Annotated in this window: 14 protein-coding genes; 7 read left to right on the top strand and 7 right to left on the bottom strand. The window is 61.9% G+C overall.

Going from position 1 to position 20,154, the window contains the following annotated elements; genetic code table 11:
* The first annotated feature begins 426 nt into the window (after window positions 1–426).
* Complete coding sequence (locus tag WNY80_RS14000) at window positions 427–783, top strand: hypothetical protein (RefSeq protein ID WP_342888014.1); 357 nt, start codon at window positions 427–429, stop codon at window positions 781–783.
* A 30-nt stretch (window positions 784–813) separates the two neighbouring features.
* On the opposite strand, the gene edd is transcribed toward WNY80_RS14000, so the two are convergent.
* From edd to WNY80_RS14025, 5 genes are all read right to left on the bottom strand, one after another.
* The gene (gene edd / locus WNY80_RS14005) at window positions 814–2,631 is read right to left on the bottom strand and encodes a phosphogluconate dehydratase (RefSeq protein ID WP_342888015.1); all 1,818 of its coding nucleotides are present in this window, start codon (window positions 2,629–2,631) and stop codon (window positions 814–816) included.
* A gap of 81 nt (window positions 2,632–2,712) precedes the next feature.
* Window positions 2,713–3,435 (bottom strand): 6-phosphogluconolactonase, encoded by a 723-nt coding sequence (gene pgl / locus WNY80_RS14010; protein ID WP_342888016.1) that lies wholly within the window; start codon window positions 3,433–3,435, stop codon window positions 2,713–2,715.
* Complete coding sequence (gene zwf / locus WNY80_RS14015; RefSeq protein WP_342888017.1) at window positions 3,422–4,897, bottom strand: glucose-6-phosphate dehydrogenase; 1,476 nt, start codon at window positions 4,895–4,897, stop codon at window positions 3,422–3,424. Before zwf ends, pgl begins: the two co-directional genes overlap by 14 nt.
* A gap of 191 nt (window positions 4,898–5,088) precedes the next feature.
* Window positions 5,089–6,375, bottom strand: a complete 1,287-nt coding sequence (locus WNY80_RS14020) for an FAD-binding oxidoreductase (RefSeq protein WP_342888018.1) — start codon at window positions 6,373–6,375, stop codon at window positions 5,089–5,091.
* A gap of 12 nt (window positions 6,376–6,387) precedes the next feature.
* The gene (locus WNY80_RS14025) at window positions 6,388–7,821 is read right to left on the bottom strand and encodes a glutamine synthetase family protein (protein ID WP_342888019.1); all 1,434 of its coding nucleotides are present in this window, start codon (window positions 7,819–7,821) and stop codon (window positions 6,388–6,390) included.
* A gap of 323 nt (window positions 7,822–8,144) precedes the next feature.
* Between WNY80_RS14025 and WNY80_RS14030 the strand changes: the two genes are divergently transcribed.
* From WNY80_RS14030 to WNY80_RS14055, 6 genes are all read left to right on the top strand, one after another.
* Entirely contained in the window at window positions 8,145–10,676 is a 2,532-nt protein-coding gene (locus tag WNY80_RS14030) for a methyl-accepting chemotaxis protein (RefSeq protein WP_342888020.1), read from the top strand.
* A 271-nt stretch (window positions 10,677–10,947) separates the two neighbouring features.
* Window positions 10,948–11,520 (top strand): TetR/AcrR family transcriptional regulator, encoded by a 573-nt coding sequence (locus WNY80_RS14035; protein ID WP_342888021.1) that lies wholly within the window; start codon window positions 10,948–10,950, stop codon window positions 11,518–11,520.
* Window positions 11,521–11,553: 33 nt separating this feature from the next.
* Window positions 11,554–12,435 (top strand): SDR family oxidoreductase, encoded by an 882-nt coding sequence (locus tag WNY80_RS14040; protein ID WP_342888022.1) that lies wholly within the window; start codon window positions 11,554–11,556, stop codon window positions 12,433–12,435.
* A gap of 795 nt (window positions 12,436–13,230) precedes the next feature.
* Complete coding sequence (locus tag WNY80_RS14045) at window positions 13,231–14,148, top strand: NotI family restriction endonuclease (RefSeq protein WP_342888023.1); 918 nt, start codon at window positions 13,231–13,233, stop codon at window positions 14,146–14,148.
* A gap of 70 nt (window positions 14,149–14,218) precedes the next feature.
* Window positions 14,219–15,340 (top strand): DNA cytosine methyltransferase, encoded by a 1,122-nt coding sequence (locus WNY80_RS14050; RefSeq protein ID WP_342888024.1) that lies wholly within the window; start codon window positions 14,219–14,221, stop codon window positions 15,338–15,340.
* A 1,514-nt stretch (window positions 15,341–16,854) separates the two neighbouring features.
* The gene (locus WNY80_RS14055) at window positions 16,855–18,054 is read left to right on the top strand and encodes a multidrug effflux MFS transporter (protein ID WP_342888025.1); all 1,200 of its coding nucleotides are present in this window, start codon (window positions 16,855–16,857) and stop codon (window positions 18,052–18,054) included.
* 243 nt (window positions 18,055–18,297) lie between these two features.
* Here WNY80_RS14055 and WNY80_RS14060 read toward each other — a convergent pair whose 3' ends face one another.
* Window positions 18,298–18,534 (bottom strand): hypothetical protein, encoded by a 237-nt coding sequence (locus WNY80_RS14060; RefSeq protein WP_342888026.1) that lies wholly within the window; start codon window positions 18,532–18,534, stop codon window positions 18,298–18,300.
* A 94-nt stretch (window positions 18,535–18,628) separates the two neighbouring features.
* Window positions 18,629–19,918 carry an isocitrate lyase gene (gene aceA, locus WNY80_RS14065; RefSeq protein ID WP_342888027.1) on the bottom strand — a complete coding sequence of 430 codons (1,290 nt, stop codon included), beginning with the start codon at window positions 19,916–19,918 and terminating at the stop codon, window positions 18,629–18,631.
* Window positions 19,919–20,154 lie beyond the last annotated feature (236 nt).

The raw sequence follows: 20,154 nt of genomic DNA on the forward strand, positions 1-20,154 counted from the left end.
GCACCGCGAAGACACCAGCCCGGGCCATTCTCACGGCCGTTCACGAAACGCGTGATCACTGATGACCGGATGTGATTGCAAAAGGGGATGTCCGGGGCAGTTTTGGACCGCATGGACGAAAAAAACCGTGCTCGCATCTGGATGAGGGCGATGCTGTTGGCGCCCCGCTGCGGCGCCGTTTTCGGGCACATTCCGGGCCCGAGACTGGCGCAAGTGTCAGGAAGTGCGAAGGACAATATATTTTAGGCTCGGCTTAACTGTATGAATTCAAGTGGTTAGGTGTGGGATCAAATATCATCTGTTAATATTCGCCTGTTACTATTGGTGCGTGATTGGAACACGTGGTCATCTGGGACGGGCCACAAACAAGGGGAACGTGCCGTGGCTGCTACGGGGACAAATTATCTGCAGAGAGAAGAATCCTTCATGTACGACCGCGAGGTCAGGTACAAAATGGAGGAAACAATGAACGAAGCCCGGATCGAATTCACCGAGAAGGGCGTCATGCACATGGCCTCGCGCCGCTGCCAGCTGATCGGCATTTCGCCAGCCTCCGCCGTTCTCGGCATCCTGACCCAGTTCAAGCTGCCGCGGGAGTTTTGCCTCGATATTCCGGAAGCGCGGATCTCCAGCATCGGCAGCGTCTTGACCCGCACCTACACCAACAACACCATCGAAATCCGCTTCCTCCGCTTGCTCAGCGAAAAGGAAATGCACCGGATCTTCGTCTTCAGTGCCCATCCGAACCATCGCAACCATGTGATGGACGTGCGCTTCTGGTAGGTGGCCGCTGGCTGTCTTTCAGGACTTTTCCTAAAACAGGACGCTGGCACCCTCATCGGCGGTGCCGGCGTTTTCCCGCAGGCGCGCGAACAGCTCACGGCCCAAGCCCCATTCATTGTGACTGAGGTCAGCCTCGGCCGGTTTGCGGCTTGCGAGCTCGTCTGCGCTCACCAGAAGTTCAAGCGTTCCCGACACCGCGTCGAGACGGATCATGTCGCCATCGCGGATCAGGGAGATCGGCCCGCCGTCCTTGGCCTCGGGCGTCACATGGATGGCGGCGGGCACCTTGCCTGATGCGCCGGACATGCGTCCGTCGGTCACCAGCGCAACCTTCTGGCCGCGGTCCTGCAGCACGCCGAGCGATGGTGTCAGCTTATGCAATTCCGGCATGCCGTTGGCTTTCGGTCCCTGGAACCGCACCACGGCGACAAAATCGCCGGTCAGCTCGCCTGCCTTGAAAGCGGCCTGCAGGCCATCCTGGGTGTGAAACACCCGTGCCGGCGCTTCCACCACGTAGCGCTCCGGCTTGACGGCCGAGATCTTGATCACGCCCTTGCCGAGATTGCCGGTGAGCATTTTCACCCCGCCATTGGGCTGGAACGGCTTGTCTGCAGTCGTCACCACTTTCGGGTCACCGCTGACGTTAGAGATCGGTTCGCGCACCACGGTACCGTTTTCACCGAGCCTGGCTTCCACCGCGTAAGACGACAATCCCTTGCCCCACACCGTGCGCACATCCTCATGCAGCAGCCCGACCGACAGCAATTGGTCGATCATGAAGCCCAGGCCGCCCGCCGCATTGAAATGGTTCACGTCTGCCGGTCCGTTCGGGTAGACCCGCGCCAGAAGCGGCACTGCGTCCGACAGATCGGAAATATCCTCCCAGGTCAGGCGAATGCCCGCCGCCCGCGCCATCGCCACCAGGTGCAGCGTGTGGTTGGTTGAGCCGCCGGTGGCATGCAGGCCGACCACGCCGTTGACGATCGAGCGTTCGTCGATCATTTCGCCCACCGGGGTGAACTCGTTACCGAGCGCGGTGATTGCCAGCGCCCGCTTGGTCGCCTCCGCCGTCAGCGCATCCCTGAGCGGCGTGCCCGGATTGATGAAAGATGCGCCGGGCATGTGCAGCCCCATGATCTCCATCAGCATCTGGTTGGAATTGGCCGTGCCGTAAAACGTGCAGGTGCCGGGGCCATGGTAGGACTGGGATTCGGCTGCAAGCAATTCCGCCCGCCCCACCTTGCCCTCGGCATAGAGCTGGCGGATCCGCACCTTCTCGTCGTTCGGCAGGCCTGTCGTCATCGGCCCGGCCGGAATGAACACCGCCGGCAGATGCCCGAAGCTCAGCGCCGCGATCAGCAGTCCCGGCACGATCTTGTCGCAGACTCCGAGATAGACCGCCGCATCAAACATGTTGTGCGACAGCCCCACGGCCGCCGCCATCGCGATCACGTCGCGCGAGAACAGCGACAGCTCCATGCCCGGCTGGCCCTGGGTGACGCCGTCGCACATCGCCGGCACCCCCCCCGCCACCTGCGCCACGCCACCGGCTTCGCGCGCGGCAGAGCGGATCAGGTCCGGATAGGTCTCGAACGGCTGATGTGCCGAAAGCATGTCATTGTAAGAGGTGATGATGCCGAGATTGGGCACCACGTCGCCGGCCAGATTAGCCTTGTCGTTCGGACCGCAGGCGGCAAACCCGTGCGCAAGGTTGCCGCACGACAGCGTCGAGCGGAAAGGGCCCTTCGTCGCCATTTCGTGCACCCGCGAGAGATAGAGTTCGCGGCTCGGCTTGGAGCGCTCGACTATGCGGGCTGTAACGGCTGCAATACGGGGATCGACAGTCATGGCTGGCATCCTTCTGTTCGAATCGGGTGAGGGCCTTGGCCCTGTTGCCGTCCGGTCAGCACCGGACGCGAACTCGGGCGCTCAGGGCGCCCAGTAAATCTCGACCGGCGTCCTGGCGTGGCGCAGCACCGAACGCACCGGCATTTCGGCCTCAGGGCCGGGGCTGAGCGCCTTGTCCAGCACCGTCTTTTTCTGCTCTCCTTCTATATGGAGCGCGACGAGGCCTGCTTCCACAATGCGTGGCAGCGTCAGTGTCAGCCTGGGTTCGCCCGCATCGGGCGCTTCGATCGGCATTACGCTTTGGCGGCAGGCCGGATCGGTGACCGCGCCAAGCGTCGTGCCGCCGGGAAAGAACGAGGCCGTGTGCCCGTCGGTTCCCATGCCCAGGACCACCACGTCAAAAGGCAGGGCCAGCGCATCGATTGCCTCGGATGCGGACAGTGCCACGTCCGCCGCATCACCGTTACTCCTGTAAAGCGGCACGAACCCGGCTTCCGCCGCCCGGTTCTGCAACAGGAACAGGCTCGCCAGCCGGTGGTTCGAGCGCTCGTGCGCCGGCGGAACCATGCGTTCGTCGACAAGCGTCACGGTCACCTTGTCCCAGGCGATGGCGCGCTTTGACAAGGCAGCGAAAAACGCTTTTGGCGTATTACCACCCGAAACCGCCAGCGTTGCTTGCCCACGCGCCGCGATCGCCGCCGCCAATGCGTCCGCCACACGGTCGGCCAGCGCCTCGGCCAGTTCCGCACCGCTGGCGAAGTTCGTCAGCCGGATATTGGCTTGCGTGCCGTCAGTCGCTCTCATGCCATGTCCTGCCGTCGCGTTCGATCAGGGCAATCGCCTGGCTCGGGCCCCAGGTGCCGGCCGTGTATGGCTGTACCGTCTGGCCGGTCTCTTCCCATGCGGTCAGGATAGGGTCGACCCAGCTCCATGCCGCCTCAACCTCGTCGCGGCGCATGAACAGGGTCTGGTTGCAGCGGATCACATCCAGCAAAAGCCGCTCATAGGCATCCGGGTTGCGGTCGGCGAAGCGGTCGGCGAAGCTCATGTCGAGCGACACATGCTTCAGCCGCATGCCGCCGGGGCCGGGTTCCTTGATCATGATCCATTGCTTGACGCCCTCGTCGGGTTGCAGCCGCATTACCAGCTTGTTGGCGGTGATCCGGCCTGCGCCGGGGCCGAAGATCGAATGCGGGATCGGCTTGAACGCCACCACGATCTCCGAAATCCGCTCGCTCATCCGCTTGCCGGTCCTGAGGTAGAACGGCACGCCGGACCAGCGCCAGTTGTTGATTTCGGCCTTGATGGCGACGAATGTCTCGGTGTTGGAAACGCCGCCTTCAAGCTCTTCGAGATAGCCTTTGGCCGGTCCACCCGCCGAGGCACCGGCCTTGTACTGGCCACGCACGGTCTTGGTGTCGGCATTGTCTTCATTGATCGGACTGAGCGAACGCAGGACTTTCAGCTTTTCGTCGCGCACCGCTTCGGCATCCATCGAGGCCGGCGGTTCCATCGCCACCAGGCACAGCAGCTGCACCAGATGGTTTTGCACCATATCTCTGAGCGCGCCGGCCTTGTCGTAATAGTCTGCGCGGCCTTCAAGCCCGACGGATTCGGCCACGGTGATCTGTACATGGTCTATATGGGCCGAGTTCCACAAAGGCTCGTACAGCGCATTGGCAAACCTCAGCGCCATCAGGTTCTGAACCGTTTCCTTGCCCAGGTAATGATCGATGCGGAAGATCTGTTCTTCCTCGAAGACCTCGCCGATGGTCTTGTTCAGCTTGCGCGCGGATTCGAGATCCCGCCCGATCGGCTTTTCAACCACGATGCGGGTCTGCTCGGTGATCAGCCCGTTGGAGCGGATCTTTTCGGAAATGTCGCCAAACAGCGCCGGCCCGACGGCGAGATAGAACGCCCGGACCCGGTCAGCACCTTCGTCCAGAATCTCCTTCAGCTCCGGCCAGCCCTTGTCGGACTTGGCGTCGACTGCAACGTAGAACAGCCGCGCCAGAAACTGCTGGATGTCGTCCTCTTGATATTCTTCCTCCGGCAGATGCTCTTTCAGCGCTGCACGGGCAAAATCGCGGTAGCCCTCATGATCCATCTCCGAGCGCGATGCGCCGATGATCCGGGTCGGCTCGGTCAGTTGCCCGGCCAGCTGGCGGTGATACAGCGCCGGCAACAGCTTGCGCTCGGCAAGGTCGCCGGTGCCGCCAAAGACGACATAGTCAAACGGGTCAACCGGAATGATGATCTGGCTCATGGGTGGCATCCTGTCCGTGAACGGTGACTTTCTCATAATCTAATCGATTAGATAAAGCCAGAGCTGCGGATCGGTTTGATGCGGTTTTGTTTGGGGACCCGCTCGGTTCACCCGTCACCGCAGCCTCTGGCCAACCTCCAAGGATCCGGCTTCCGCCGGGGCTTCGTGATCAAATCAAATCGTCTGACGCTCTAGAACTTGTCTCTCAGCGAAAACCAGGTCAGCGCCAGAAACAGGAGCGGCTTGCGGAACTTGTCGCCGCCGGGGAAGGGGCCGACCTTGAGGTTGCGCATCACTTCCAGATCGTCGGAACCTCCATTAATATGGTCGGCATAAAGCTTGCCACAATAGTTCGACAGCATCACGCCGTGACCGGAAAAGCCGCCGATCGAGGTCACGTTCGGCATGACCTCGCGCACGAACGGCCGCCGCGACAGCGTGATCCCCACCGAGCCGCCCCAGGAATGGGTGATCTCTACATCTTTCAGGGCCGGGTAGATCTCGGCGATCTGCCGGCGGATGTGGCTGGAAATATCGGCGGGATTGTCCGACGTATAGGCCTCGCGCCCGCCAAACAGCAGACGCCCGTCGGCACTCTTGCGGAAATAGCGCACCACGAAGCGTGAATCGTCGACCGACTCGCCACCCGGAATAACCGGGCTGTCATCACCGAGCGGAACTGTGGCGCCGATGAACGAGCGGATCGGCATCACATGCGCGCTTGTCACCGGCTCAAGCCCCTCGATGAAGGCGTTGCAGGCAATCAGCGCGCTTCCGGCAACAATGTCGCCCGCGTCAGTTGTTACCGTCACTTTGCCGCCGGCGCTGGAGATCGAGCGCGCCCGCGTGGTCTCGTGCAGCCGCGCTCCGGCATTTGCGGCCGCCCGCGCCAGTCCGACCACGTATTTGAGCGGGTTGATGTGCCCGGTTGCCGCGTCATGGGTGCCGCCATGGTAACGCGTCGAGCCAAGTGCCCGGGCGAGTTCCTCGCGGTCCAAAAAGCGCAAGCCCTCGTAGCCGTATTCGTCCCGCATGATCTTCACATGATCGCGGTATTCCTTGACGTAGCCCGGCTTGTGCGCGGCCGAGATCTGGCCCGGCCGGTAATCGGCGTCGATGCCGTGCGCTTCGGCAAAGGACAACAGATGCGCCTTGGCCCGTTCCGCCACGGCGAACTGAGCTCTCGCGTTGTCACGGCCGAAATCGGCTTCGCTCTCTTCCACCCAGGCCCGCTGACCGGTACCCAGCTGTCCGCCATTGCGGCCCGAAGCGCCGTCGCCGAAGCGGGCGCCCTCGATCAGCACCACGTCCTTGCCGGCGGCTGCCAGGTGATAGGCCGCCTGCAGCCCGGTGAAGCCGCCGCCGACAACCACCACGTCGGCGGTCGTCGGGCCTGGCAGGGCAGGGTAGGCGGGACGCTCGCCGAGCGTCGCCTCATAGAACGAGATGCCCGGCGAGATAGGGCTTTGGTAAGTCATGTGTTGCATTTCTCAGACGTTGAGCAGCAGGAACTCGCGTTCCCAAGGGCTGATCACCTGCATGAAGGTTTCGAACTCGCCGCGTTTGACCCCGGCATAGGTGTTGATGAATTCCTGCCCGAACACCTGCGCAAACTCAGGCTCGCTCTCAAGCAGCGAGACGGCTTCCAGCAGCCCGCGCGGCAGATCGACTGAGCCTTCATTGACCGTCTTGTAGGCCGGATCGCTCGGTACCAGCCCATTGACCATGCCTAGATAGCCGCAGGCCAGCGATGCTGCCAATGCCAGGTAGGAGTTGGCGTCCGAGGAGGGCAGACGGTTTTCCACCCGCCGCGCCACCGGTTCGGAATGCGGCACCCGGAACGCGGTTGTCCGGTTGTCATAGCCCCAGGCATTGTTGACCGGGCAGGCCATGTCCGGCGTCAGCCGCCGGTAGGAATTCACATAGGGCGCCATCATCACCAGCGCCTTGGGCACATAGTGCTGCATGCCGCCGATGAAGTTGAAGAATGCTTCGCTCGGTTCGCCGTCGGGTTTGGAAAACACGTTCTTGCCGGTCTTGGCGTCGACAATCGACTGGTGGATATGCATCGCCGAGCCGGCATATTGCTGCATCGGCTTGGCCATGAAGGTGGCAAACATGCCGTGCTTGATCGCCGCCTCGCGGATGGTGCGCTTGAACATGAAAACCTGGTCGGCAAGCTCCACCGGATCGCCATGGCGCAGGTTGATTTCCAGCTGCGCCGGGCCTTCCTCGTGGATCAGCGTATCGATTTCGAGACCCTGCTTGTCGGAAAAATCGTAGATGTCGTCGACCAGCTCGTCGAACTCGTTGACGCCGGCGATGGAGTAGGACTGACCGCCGGTGATCGTCCGGCCCGAGCGGCCCCGCGGCGGCTTGAGCGGATAATCCGGGTCTTCATGCTGCGCCACCAGGTAAAATTCGATCTCCGGCGCGACAACCGGTTTCCAGCCGCGATCGGTGTAAAGCTCGACAACCTTCTTGAGTACATTGCGCGGCGTGTAGCTCACCGGTTCGCCCTTGGCGGTGACCATGTCGCAAATCACCTGTGCCGTCGGATCGCTTTCCCACGGCACCACCGACAGGGTGGAAAGATCCGGCATCAGCTTCAGGTCGCCATCGAGCGGATCATAGCGGAAATCGCCGGTTTCTTCCGGGTACTCGCCCGAAATCGTGTGCCGGAACACCGCTGACGGCAGTGACAGCGAGGTGTTGGAGGTGAATTTTGACGATGGCATCATCTTGCCGCGCGCCACACCGGCAAAATCCGGCGTGATGCACTCGATATCCTCGATACCGCGGACTCTGAGCCACTCGGTGGCCTGGGTCCAGTTGGCGACACCGCGCTTGATGTCGAGATACTTTGGCGCAGCTGCCTGCGCCGGTTTGCTTGAAGCCGGCTTGCCGGACTTGCGGGATGCCATAGATCACCTTGGTTTGATCAATAATGATCGGATCATAAAGCTTTTTTTGCGCCGCGCCAGCCACCTGCACACAAGCCGGGCCTGACTTGTGTGCCGCGTCAGGCGTCATATCACCGCAGTATTGCGGGCTCCGTCGTGCAGCCTGTGATCTTCGTCGCGAAATCGAACATGTCATTCAGGTTGCTTTAACTCTGTTCTGCCAGCATGCGATGTCAGGGTGAGACGTCCGCCATGCGTTAGCGGCGGCGCGTCTGCATGATGCAACCCTGCTATTCGCGGTTCAGGCCCCGCATGTATTTTAGTATTTTCAGCAGGAACCACTCATGATTATCGACCGGCTGCTCGCTCGTTTCTCCATCCAGACCAAGGTGGTGGTTTTCATCATACCGCTGATCGCGGGAATGGCCGGGTTGGCCGCAATCAACCTGTACACCGGCAACCTGCTGGGCGAGCGCTTGACAGGCACCAGCGCCAGCATCGAGACCCTGAGCGGCTTCAAGGAAGCCTATGCCGGCATGACCAACTTCCTGCATGACCAGAACGAGGAAAAGCGCGCTTCGGTGATGCAGAGCCTCGATTCGCAGCTTCAGCGCATGGAAAAGGTTCTTGAACTGGCCGAGACCGAACAGGAATCCGAGGCGCTGACCCGCTCGCGCTCGCTTGCCGAGGCCCTGCGCGGCGATGTCGACAGTCTTTGGGCCCTGAACGCCGAGGTCAACACCATCCGCGCCGGCTTTGACGACACGCTGGCCGAGCTCGGCAATGTGCGCGAGCGTCTCGACACCCAGATCGAGACCGTCAGCGATGAACTCGCCGCGGCCGAAGACGAAACCAAAACCATGCTGCGTGCCGCCGACGAGCTCGGAGCCGGCGCAATAGCCATCGATGACATTTCAAGTGCGATCGCCGCTGCGGCTACCCCGGAAGAGGCCTTCGCGGTCGGCAAGAAACAAAGGCGGACGATCCAGAAACTCGGGCGCGGTCTTCCCAAGGTCATTCCCGAGGAAAATGCCTCGCTTGCAACCCGCATCAAGGAGACTACCGCCGGCATGGTTGCCACCATCAAGGCAGGCACCGTTGACGAAGCCTCCATGGCCGAGCTGCAGGACTATGCCAAGGCCATGCGCCCCACCAGCCGGATGCTGCGCGGGCTTGCCTCCAAGGCCGCGCGCGAAGCCACCATCAAGTTCGGCGAATATGACGAACAGATCCTGCAAGGCCGTCAGATCATCACCGACAGCCGCGATTTCCTTGCCCACCTGGCGGCGCTGGAACTCGCCGTGGTGCATTTCATCGCCAACCCCGATCAGGTCAACGGAGAAGCCGTGGCAGCCAAGCTGAGCGCTGTCGACCAGAGCATCCAGCTGATCGCCTTCTCCAATGGCGGCGAAGTCGTGCTCGAGGCGATCGGCGAGGCCTGGAGCGCCAAATCCGTCACCATTCCGGCGCTGATGGCCGACCTGATCGAGAAGAAACAGGCCGAAACCGCCCTGTTCGCGGAAGCCTCGGAGCGCATCAACCAGGCCTGGAGCGGCGTTCTCGACTTCACCTCGAGCCAGCAGCGCGGCGCCGAAGCGGTCAAGGACCGTGCCTCCGGCATCACCCTGACTGCAGCCCTTGTCGGCGGTGCCTTCGGTCTCGTCGCCGCCTTCATGCTGGTCGCGGCGCTCAAGGGCCCGATCCGCCGCCTGGTCCGCGCCATGGGCGATGTTGCCTCCGGCGATCTGGATGTTGATGTCACCGACAATGCCCGCGCCGACGAGATCGGCGAAATGGCCCGCGCGCTCGATGTCTTCAAGATGAATGCCATCGACAAGATCCGCATCGAGGGCGAAAGCGAGAAGGAACGCGAACTCGCCGCCCAGGCGCGCGAGCAGTCCGATGCCGAGAAGGCCGAGGCCGACGCCCAGGTCCGCTTCGCCGTCGAGCAGCTCGGAGCAGCGCTGCGCGATCTCTCGCAGGGCAATCTGGTCTCCACCATCGAGACGCCGTTTGCCGGCGAGCTCGACAGCCTGCGTGTCGATTTCAACGAGTCGATCGACCAGATGCGCGATGCGCTCACCCACATTCGCGACAATGCCGGCTCGATCAGCTCCAACAGCTCGCAGATGCGCTCGGCCGCCGACGATCTGGCCCGCCGTACCGAGCAGCAGGCTGCCTCGCTCGAGCAGACCGCCGCGGCCGTCGACGAGATTTCGGCCACCGTCCGCACCGCCTCCAGCCGGGCCACCGACACCGACAAGCTGGCCGGTGAGACCGCCAACGATGCCCGCGCTTCCGGCGAGATCGTTGCCCGCGCGGTCGACGCCATGAGCCGCATCGAGGATGCGTCCGGCAAGATCGACAAGATCATCGGCGTCATCGACGAAATCGCCTTCCAGACCAACCTGCTGGCGCTCAATGCCGGCGTCGAGGCGGCACGTGCCGGTGAAGCCGGCAAGGGCTTTGCCGTCGTTGCCCAGGAAGTGCGTGAACTGGCCCAGCGTTCGGCCAATGCGGCCAAGGAGATCAAGGAACTGATCGCCGCCTCCGGCGCCGAAGTCCGCTCCGGCGTCTCCCTTGTCGGCGAGACCGGCGAGGCGATCACCCGCATCATCGCCCGCATCGAGGAAATCTCCGAGCATGTCGGCGCCATGGCAACCGCCAGCCGCGAGCAGGCCACCGGCCTTGCCGAGGTCAACACCGCCGTCAACCAGATGGACCAGATGACCCAGCAGAACGCGGCCATGGTGGAAGAAACCAATGCCTCGAGCCACACCCTGGCCCAGGAGGCAGCCGAACTCACTGCCCTGGTGGCAAAATTCCGCCTTGATTTCGAAGACGCCCACCGGGAAGACCAAAGCGCCGCTGCATAAGGCGGACAGCACACCGGGCCGCCGAACAGCCGCCCCATCTTCCTGCCGGTACTTCCAAGGCGCCGTGCGTTCAGTTGAACGCGCGGCGCTTTGCCGTTTTGGGCAAGAGGGCGCCGCCCTTCTCGTCCGACGTCGCCCTTCAAGTCTCGGTGTCGAGCATAACGAGACCGCTGAGGCACCTGCCCCAAATCCATGCCCTGACGCCCCATTGACACCGCATCCGCTCGCACCTATTTGAGTGAGTAATGAATATTCATTACTGGAAATGGCCATGAAAAGACCCAGCAAGGACGCCGTCCACGAGCGCATCGTCCGCGCCGTCATCGAGACCGTTGCGGCCCAGGGCATCGGCGCCACCTCGATGGCCTCCGTTGCCCGCGCCGCGAAAGTCTCGGCCGGCACGCTCTACCTGCACTTTGCCTCCAAGGAGGAGATGCTGCAGTCGGTCTATCTCAAGCTCAAGCGCGGCTTTCATGCCAAGCTGATGGCCTCGGCCACCGGCGAGCCGCGCCAGGCCATTGCCGGCATGTGGCGCGCGCTGGTGGATTTCCAGCAGGACCAGCCCGATGCCTTCCTGTTTCTCGAATATGCCGGCGCCGCCCAGGTGCTGACGCCCGAACAGAAGGCCGAGGTCGCGCCGCTGCAGGGCGAGGTCAACGCCGTCATCGAACACGCCATTGCCAGCGGCGCCATCTCCGTGCCCTCGGTGCAGGTCGCGGCCAACCTGCTCATCGGCCCGGCCATGCAGCTTGCCCGCACCCATGCGCTGGCCGGCACCCCCGTTCCCGAAGCCGAAGCCAACCAGACCTTCGACCGCATCTGGCTTGGCCTCACCGCCTCCTGATCCCGATACCCCCAACCCCGGAAAGTCCCTCCAATGTCCAAGATCATCCTCGTCACCGGCACCTCCACCGGCCTCGGCATTTCCATCGCCATACAGGCCGCCCAGGCCGGTCACACCGTCTATGCCACCATGCGCAATCTCGAAAAGCGCGAAAACCTCGATGCCGCCGCCACCGCCGCCGGTGTCAGCCTCAAGGTGCTGCCGCTCGATGTCTCCGACAGCGCCAGCGTCAATGCCGCTGTGGCCGAGATCATCGCCAATGAAGGCCGCATCGATGTGCTGGTCAACAATGCCGGAGCCGGTTTCGTCCGCACCGTCGAGCAGGCCACCGAGGCCGAGATCCAGGGCGTCATGGATGTCAATTTCACCGGCGTCGCCCGCTGCATCAAGGCGGTGATGCCGCACATGCGCGAGGCCCGCTCGGGCCACATCGTCACCATCTCCTCGGTCGGCGGCCTTGTCGGCCAGCCCTTCAACGAGATCTACTGCGCCGCCAAGTTCGCCGTCGAGGGCATGATGGAGGCCATGGCCAGCTACATCACCCCCAATTTCGGCATCAACTTCACCCTGGTCGAGCCCGGCGGCATCGCCACCGAATTCGTCAACAATGTCATGGCCCATGTCGTTGGCACCGGCGGTATTCTCGACGACGAATACAAGCCGATCCTTCAAGCCTATATCGGTGGTTCGCAGGCCCGCAGCGGCGAGGGCGAGGGCGGGGGCAGGGGCGGCCAGTCCGCCTACCAGACCGCCGACGAGGTCGCCGAAGTGGTGATCGGGACCATCCAGTCCGGCCACCCGCCCTTGCGCACCCGCACCTCGCAATGGGGCGAAACCCTCTGCCACCTCAAGACCGCCCTCGACCCCGACGGCCTCAAGCTCACCGCCCAGGTGACACAACAGTTTCTCGGCTGAGGGGGTGAGGGGCCTCTCCTCTCCCCTTGTGGGAGAGGACAAAAAATCACGGTCTTGGCGCAACAGCGCCAAGTCGTAGATTTTTCAGGTGAGGGGGCATTCCCGATCTCGAAACCATCCCCCTCTCCTGGAATTTCCAGCACTTGGCTGAAGCCAGGACGCCGAAATTCGCATTCTCCCCCCACCAGGGGGGAGACGGCGCACACGGCGCCAGCCAAACTCTCCCCGTCATCCCGAGGTCTGGTCGACGGAGACATGATCTGATCATCAATTCCGCTGCTTCGGAGTGTATTCATAAGCTCTGAGGCGATTCCGCGCTTTTTGAATTTCTTCCGGCGCGAACAGATTATGCCATTTGGCATTTTCCACCACCACGGCTTCAACGGATAGGTCCAGTCGCCCGCGTTGGGAGAGGTTCTCATAGCCCAGGGACTCTTTAGGTGAGTTGATCAGCTGCTTTGCAGTTCCCAAGCCACCATGTTCAGGAATTCAGAAGCTGTGTACCCTGCTTCCGATTTCGCCCGCTTGTAAATGTCATGCATTGTGTTTTCGAAATCCCGAGGACCTTCCAGTTTCATCGCCCAGTCGATGATGTCGTCGACTTTCTCGCCATCCTTGGCGTAAGAACAACAATTGACTAGGGGAGTGAGAATCAGACCTGTGATTCCAAGGGAAAGGGGTATCATATTGTCAGAAGAGCGTTTTCACATTGCTGAATGGTACGGTCACCCGTTCCACAAGATCGGAGACAGTGATCGGGTACGACTAGCCCGCCATAAGGTCGGTGGTGCTGCGATGACCAAGGCTGAGATTTCCCGGCTCGGGGCACTTGAACAGAAGGCAGCGCTTGGTCCACTACGACCGCGCGAAGATAAGCGTCTTGAATATTTACGGGAGAAGCTTATCCGCCAACACGAGAAAGAGCTGCCCTGTCCGTTCAGGATAGATACGGCGCACCCGACCTGTACTAAACCCGGCGGGGTCTGCTCCATCAGGCTATATTCTGAGGGGGTTCAAGGTATCGAGCCGCTTGGCGGCGAACGGGGTCGGTTGCGCGCCCTATGCCCATGGCGTTTCCATCAAGACGGAACGGCTTTCAAGAAGGTGGGCGAAAGGATGCTTGGCGATCCGAACCCTATTCAGGCAGGAGAAGTGGGCTTTCTCGAGTCCACCGGGAATCTTGACAGTGACCCCGGCGAGGATGTGGGCCGGATAGACATGATTCTGGTCAAGTCGAATGGAGCACCCGGGAGCCGGATGGATTGGGTGGCGGTGGAGGTTCAGGCCGTCTATTTCTCGGGGAAGAACATGGGTATAGAGTTTGATTACCTGCGTAAGACGGAAGGTAAGTTATCTATGGCCAGAGAGAAGCGTCGACCGGACTACCGCAGCAGTGGCGTAAAGAGATTGATGCCGCAGCTCCAAACGAAGGTTCCGACACTGCGCCGCTGGGGCAAGAAGATGGGCGTTATTGTTGATGCTCCATTCTTCTACTCAATGGGCTCGATGATCCGCGAGACGCACATGTCGAACGCCGATATTGTTTGGTTCCTCGTCGATTTCGTCGAGGACCCGGCAGGCGGCCCATACCGTCTCAAAGTCATTGAGGAATTTTACACGACACTCGAAAGCGCGACTTTGGGTCTGACTGGCGGCGTCCCACTCGCGCAGAACGCCTTTGAGGAGCGTATCTTGGCGAAGGTGCAAAAATAGACGTTGCCCAGTTAACGGCTTATGGGATAAGACTGGTACAAAGTGAGAACAAAGGCAGCGGGTGGATACGATGGCGCACACGGCAATTGACCTTTTCTGCGGGGCTGGTGGACTCTCCGCGGGGCTTGAAATGGCTGGGTTCACGGTTTTGGCGGGTAACGATGTTTTCGATGCTGCTGGCAGGACCTTTGAGCAAACTCACCCCCGTGCCAAGTTCCTTCCTGGACCAATCCAGGAACTGTCTGTTGAACACATCATTGAAGTCACCGGCCTCCGGCCCGGCGAATTGACCGTGCTTGCAGGCGGCCCTCCCTGTCAGGCTTATTCGGTTTATAACCACCAACGGGGAATGCACGATGCCCGCGCCTCCTTATTCCGCGAGTATCTACGGATTGTGGACGGTCTTCGCCCAGAGTGGATTGTGATGGAAAACGTCACGGGCATTTATTCTATCGCCAATGGCGAAGCGGTGCGGGCCATCAAATCCGAACTCTCCGCTCTCGGGTATACCGTGGAGGACGCGGTGCTGCGGGCCGAAGACTACGGGGTGCCGCAAGAAAGGCGACGCGTGGTGTTCATCGGCAACCGCATCGGTGCCGCCATCTCCCATCCGAAACCCACGCACGGGCCGGGACTGAGCGAGCCGTTCACGACAATCAGGGACGCAATTGGTGACCTGCCCCCGCGCGGTAACGGCGAAGACTTGGGGCGGGTTCCATACCTTTCGGGCGAGCCGTCAGCTTTCCAACGCCTCATGCGGGGCAATGCAACGACGGTAGAAGGTCACCGAGCTCCGACCCTAGGCAAGGTCAACATGCAGAGGCTCCCATTCATTCCGCCGGGGGGGAGCTGGCGAGATATACCTCATGATCTACTCCCCGAGGGCATGAAGCGGGCCAAGCGGTCGGATCACACCAAGCGTTACGGTCGGATGACTTGGGACGGACTGGCCTGTACCGTCCTCACAAAGTGCGACATTCACTGGGGGGCCTACATCCACCCCGATCAAGACAGGGCGATCACCGTGCGCGAGGCTGCACGTCTCCAAGCCTTCCCGGATTGGTTTGAGTTCGCCGGTTCCCGAACAGAGCAGTATGTGCAAGTTGGCAACGCCGTTCCACCATTGCTCGGCAAAGCGATTGGCGACCATTTGATACGGCTAATACAGGAACGTATTATGGTTGCGGCATAACAGTGTATTTTCCTCCATCTTGCAGCGTAATATATCAGCACACGCCTCGTGGATGATATTGTCTTGGGATTGCCGCGCTCGGACTTCTTGGCGATCTCTCTCGTCGAGATCGTTTTTTGTTGTGCTTGGCCTGCCAATAGCCCGCCGACATGAGCAGATCATGCAGGTAGATGCCGTCGGTATATACCTTGGTCTTCTGACTGGTGGCATATTCATGTTCGACCACGAACGAGAGCCTGTTCTGCCATGCCCAGGATTTTCCCCTCACCTGAAAAATCTACGACTTGGCTGAAGCCAAGACCGTGATTTCTTGTCCGCTCCCACGAGGGGAGAGGGGAAAATCCGCGTGCCCCCCTCTCTTGGAATTTCTGGCACTTGGCTGAAGCCAAGACGCCGAAATTCGCATTCTCCCCCGCCTGGGGGGAGAGGGTGCACACGGCGCCATCCCGCCAAAATCCCCACCATTTCATCCACACCCTCTCGCCCCGTGCCATACTCTCCGGCACTCCCGCCGCCGGATGGTCACGCGAACGTTGCGGACCAGGCGGGAGGAAAGCCTTTCGGAGCTGCCGTAACGTGCGGCGGGCAACGGAAGGAGGCGGTGCACCGGCATTGCTCCGCTGGCAGCGTTCCTGTCCGTTCCGGGCAGGCGGGCTGACCAGCCACCGGACAAATCCCAGCCCTCTGTGCCGGCCCGCGCCGGCCGGCAGCCGGGGCGGGGATGGAAACGGGCCTGTGGCGGGCCGCCTTGCGGATCGGGGATGGGCGTGGCGCACAAGCGCCGCCGCCCTGGCGTTCTTCGATCGTTAACGCGAAGGCCAAGCCCGTGCCGGAGAATGCCACCCGCCCCAGTGCTGCGGCCCGTGTCCGGGCTGCCGGCAAGGGGCACGCGACTGCCTGTCGGATGCGGACACCATCCGGCGAAACTCGGGCCCGCGCGCGGATTGCGCCACCTAGTGCATGCACCTCGCATGCACACCCATACCAACCACCACCCAGAGGCGTCAGCCCGCGCGCGGCCCTCCGGACCCGGTTTTTCTCCCCACACCCCGGCGGTATCCCGCGCGGCAAGGCTTCCGCTTGCCCGCCCCGGATGCGGCAAGACGGCAACAGGTGCGCCCCAAAATGCCCGCGTCGAATCCCGTGTTTGCTTCCCAGCGCGTCAGAACGCGGGTAGAAAATGCGCACAAACCCCATGTCGGGAGTAAGTGTTGTGAACAATTTTCCATTGATCCGGTAGCGCCGGCGGAATTCCTGGCCCTGGTCCGATGCGCGTGCACCCACCGCATCCGTTCCGGGCAGCATCTTGAATTCCGCCTTCGCTCCGCCAGACATTTTGGCAGCCGCCTCAGGCAGTCAAGCACCTGACCTGGCCGGGATCGCGCTGATCCGGCAGGCCGGAAACCCACGCGGCTGCTGACATTTTCTGTCAGCGAATTTCGATAGCAGCAAGACGGCGCATCACGCCTGCGGGTCCGTGCGCGTCTTTGTTTTCAATCTTGAAGGTATCCCGAATGTCTCCTTTCGTTCGTTCCGCCATCGTGCTCGGCCTGTTGTGCGCCACCGGTCCGCTGGCCATCGACATGTTCCTGCCGGCCCTGCCGACCATTGCCGAAAACCTCGGCGGCACCATGGCCGGCGCACAGCTGACCATCTCGGCCTATTTCATCGCCTACGGCCTGGCCCAGATGGTCTATGGCCCGGTGGCCGATGTGGTCGGCCGCAAGCCGCCGCTGATCGCCGGCCTGGCGCTGTTCCTGGTGGGCTCCATCGGCTGCGCCATGGCGCCCGACATGAACTGGCTGGTCGCCGCCCGCGTGGTCCAGGCATTGGGAGGTGCTGCGGCAATGGTGATCCCGCGCGCCATCATCCGCGACATGCACACCGGGTCGCAGGCCACCCGGCTGATGGCGCTGGTGATGCTGATCATCTCGGTCTCGCCGATGCTGGCACCGCTGGCAGGCTCCGGCATCGTCGCCATCTCCGGCTGGCGGGCGATCTTTGCCATGCTGGCGCTGGTCGCCGTCATGTCCATCGTCATTACGCTGGTCTTGCAGCCTGAAACGCTGGCGCCGGAAAAGCGCGCGCCGGTGCGCCTCTCGGCCCTGGTCAGCGGCATCAGGACCTTGCTGCGTGATCCGGTGTTCATGGGGCTGACCTTTGTCGGCGGCTTCGGCATGGCCAGTTTCTTCGTCTTCCTGGCCAGCGCCTCGTTTGTCTATACCGGCCATTACGGCCTGACGCCGACCGGTTTCTCACTTGCCTTCGCCGCCAATGCCGCGGGCTTCTTCTCGGCCTCGCAGCTGGCGGCCACGCTGGGCGAGAAATTCGGCGCCACCCGTGTCGTCACCTGGGCGGTCAGCGGCTTCCTTGGTGTCACGCTGGCCCTGCTGGCGCTGGTCTGGTTCGGCATCGACAACTTCATCCTGCTGGTTGCCATGCTGATCTGCGCCAATGCCTGCCTCGGCCTGGTCATCCCCACGGCCATGGTCATGGCGCTCGATGATCATGGCGACATCGCCGGTCTTGCCTCTTCGCTCGGCGGCATGTTGCAGATGCTGGCCGGCGGCCTCATGACCATGTTGCTCAGCCCGCTGTTCGATGGCACGCCGCTGCCGATGGTGGCGGCAATCGCACTCGCCGCGGTGCTGTCATTTGCCGCCATGCGCATCACTGATACGGCCCGCGGACGCCGCGCGCTTGCGGCTGTCTGAGCGGCAGCCGGACGCATGAAAAACCCGCCGTGGCTAGGGCCGTGCCCCTGTAATGAAAAACCCGCCGTGGCACAGCCGCGCCCCTGTAATGAAAAACCCGCCGTGGCAAAGCCGCGCCCCTGTAATGAAAAACCCGCCGTGGCAAAGCCGCGGCGGGGAATAATTTGCCTGGAGGCAAATCCGGGAACAGGGACCCCGGAACTGGTTGGACCTGGTTTTTCCGGTCCGGAAATATGGATCGGGTTACTTGCCCTGTGTGACGATCACCGGGATCAGCAAATCGCCCCAGTTGCCCTCGCCGCCATGGTGACGGGCGGAGCGGACCAGCTCCACCGAGACGCCTGCGTCCACGGCCTTCATGACCGAATGGTTGAGACGGTGCAGGTCATTGGCCAGCATCCGGATTGCTGCCTGCTGGTCTGAGTCCATTGCCGAAGACTGCTCTTCCGCGCGTTCCTTGACTCGGGTCTGGGGTGCCATTTGCATTTCTCCTCTATCGGGGTTTGTGATCGGGTCGTCTGTTGGGGTCCCCCACCCGCCCGGTGAATATGGGCGGGTGAGGGGAGTGTCTTGGTTATTCAGCGGCCGGCTTGAACTGGGCCGATTCTGTCGATTCACCCATTGCGGTGGTCGAGGACTTGCCGCCGGTGATTGCCATCGACACGGCATCGAAGTAGCCGGTGCCGACTTCGCGCTGGTGCTTGGTCGCGGTGTAGCCATTGGCCTCGGACGCGAATTCCGCTTCCTGCAGCTCGGAATAGGCCGCCATCTGGCGATCCTTGTAGCCACGGGCGAGCTCGAACATGCCGTGGTTGAGCTGGTGGAAACCGGCCAGCGTGATGAACTGGAACTTGTAGCCCATCGCACCCAGTTCACGCTGGAACTTGGCAATGGTCGCATCGTCGAGATGCTTCTTCCAGTTGAACGACGGCGAGCAGTTGTAGGCGAGCAGCTTGCCCGGGTAGTGCTTGTGCACGCCCTCGGCGAACTTGCGGGCCTGCTCGAGATCCGGCTTAGAGGTCTCGCACCAGATCAGGTCGCAATGCGGTGCATAGGCAACCGCACGTGCAATGCAGGATTCGAGGCCGTTCTTGATGTTGTAGAAACCTTCGACGGTGCGGCCGGCATCATAATCGACAAACGGGCGGTCGCGCTCGTCAATGTCCGATGTCAAAAGCTTGGCGGCTTCCGCATCGGTGCGGGCGATCACCAGCGTCGGCGTACCCATCACGTCGGCGGCAAGCCGGGCTGCGTTGAGGTTGCGGATATGCGCCGCGGTCGGGATCAGAACCTTGCCGCCGAGATGGCCGCACTTCTTTTCCGATGCCAGCTGGTCTTCATAGTGAACGCCTGCAACGCCGGCTTCGATGAAGGCCTTCATGATTTCGAAGGCGTTGAGCGGGCCGCCGAAACCGGCTTCCGCATCGGCAACGATCGGCGCGAACCAGGTGTCGACCGACAGGCCGTTGCCTTCAGCGGTCTCGATCTGGTCGGCGCGCTGCAGCGTGCGGTTGATCCGCTTGGCCAGCTCCGGTGCCGCGTTGGCAGGATACAGCGACTGGTCGGGATACATCTGCGACGCGGTATTGGAATCGGCCGCAACCTGCCAGCCGGAAAGGTAGATTGCCTTCAGTCCGGCGCGAACCTGCTGCATCGCCTGGTTGCCGGTCATGGCGCCCAGCGAATTGACGAAGTCTTCCTCGTGGATCAGCTTCCACAACCGGTTGGCGCCCATTTCAGCGAGCGAATGCTTGATGTTGACCGAGCCGCGCAGCTTCTGAACGTCTTCCGGGCTGTAAGGCCGCTCGATGCCGTCATAGCGGCCTTCGGGAGCGGTGGGAACGAGGTTGTAAAAATCAGTCATGATGTCTCTCCGGTCTGCAAGTGTCAGGTTCGGGCGGACCAGCTTGGGAGCTCTTCGGTCGCCTTCGATGTGACTGAATTTACATTGCGCCGCACACTAAGCGAGATAAATCCACGTTTTCGGTCGGAAATTGAAGTCACGCTGTCTTGTCTTTTACAATTTCGATCTGTAAATTTGTCACAATTGTAAAAGGCGAAGATCTTCGGGTCGCACCGAAATCCTGTCAAAACCTGTAA

This window comes from Hoeflea sp. AS16 (genome assembly GCF_038900095.1).
Lineage (GTDB): Bacteria > Pseudomonadota > Alphaproteobacteria > Rhizobiales > Rhizobiaceae > Hoeflea.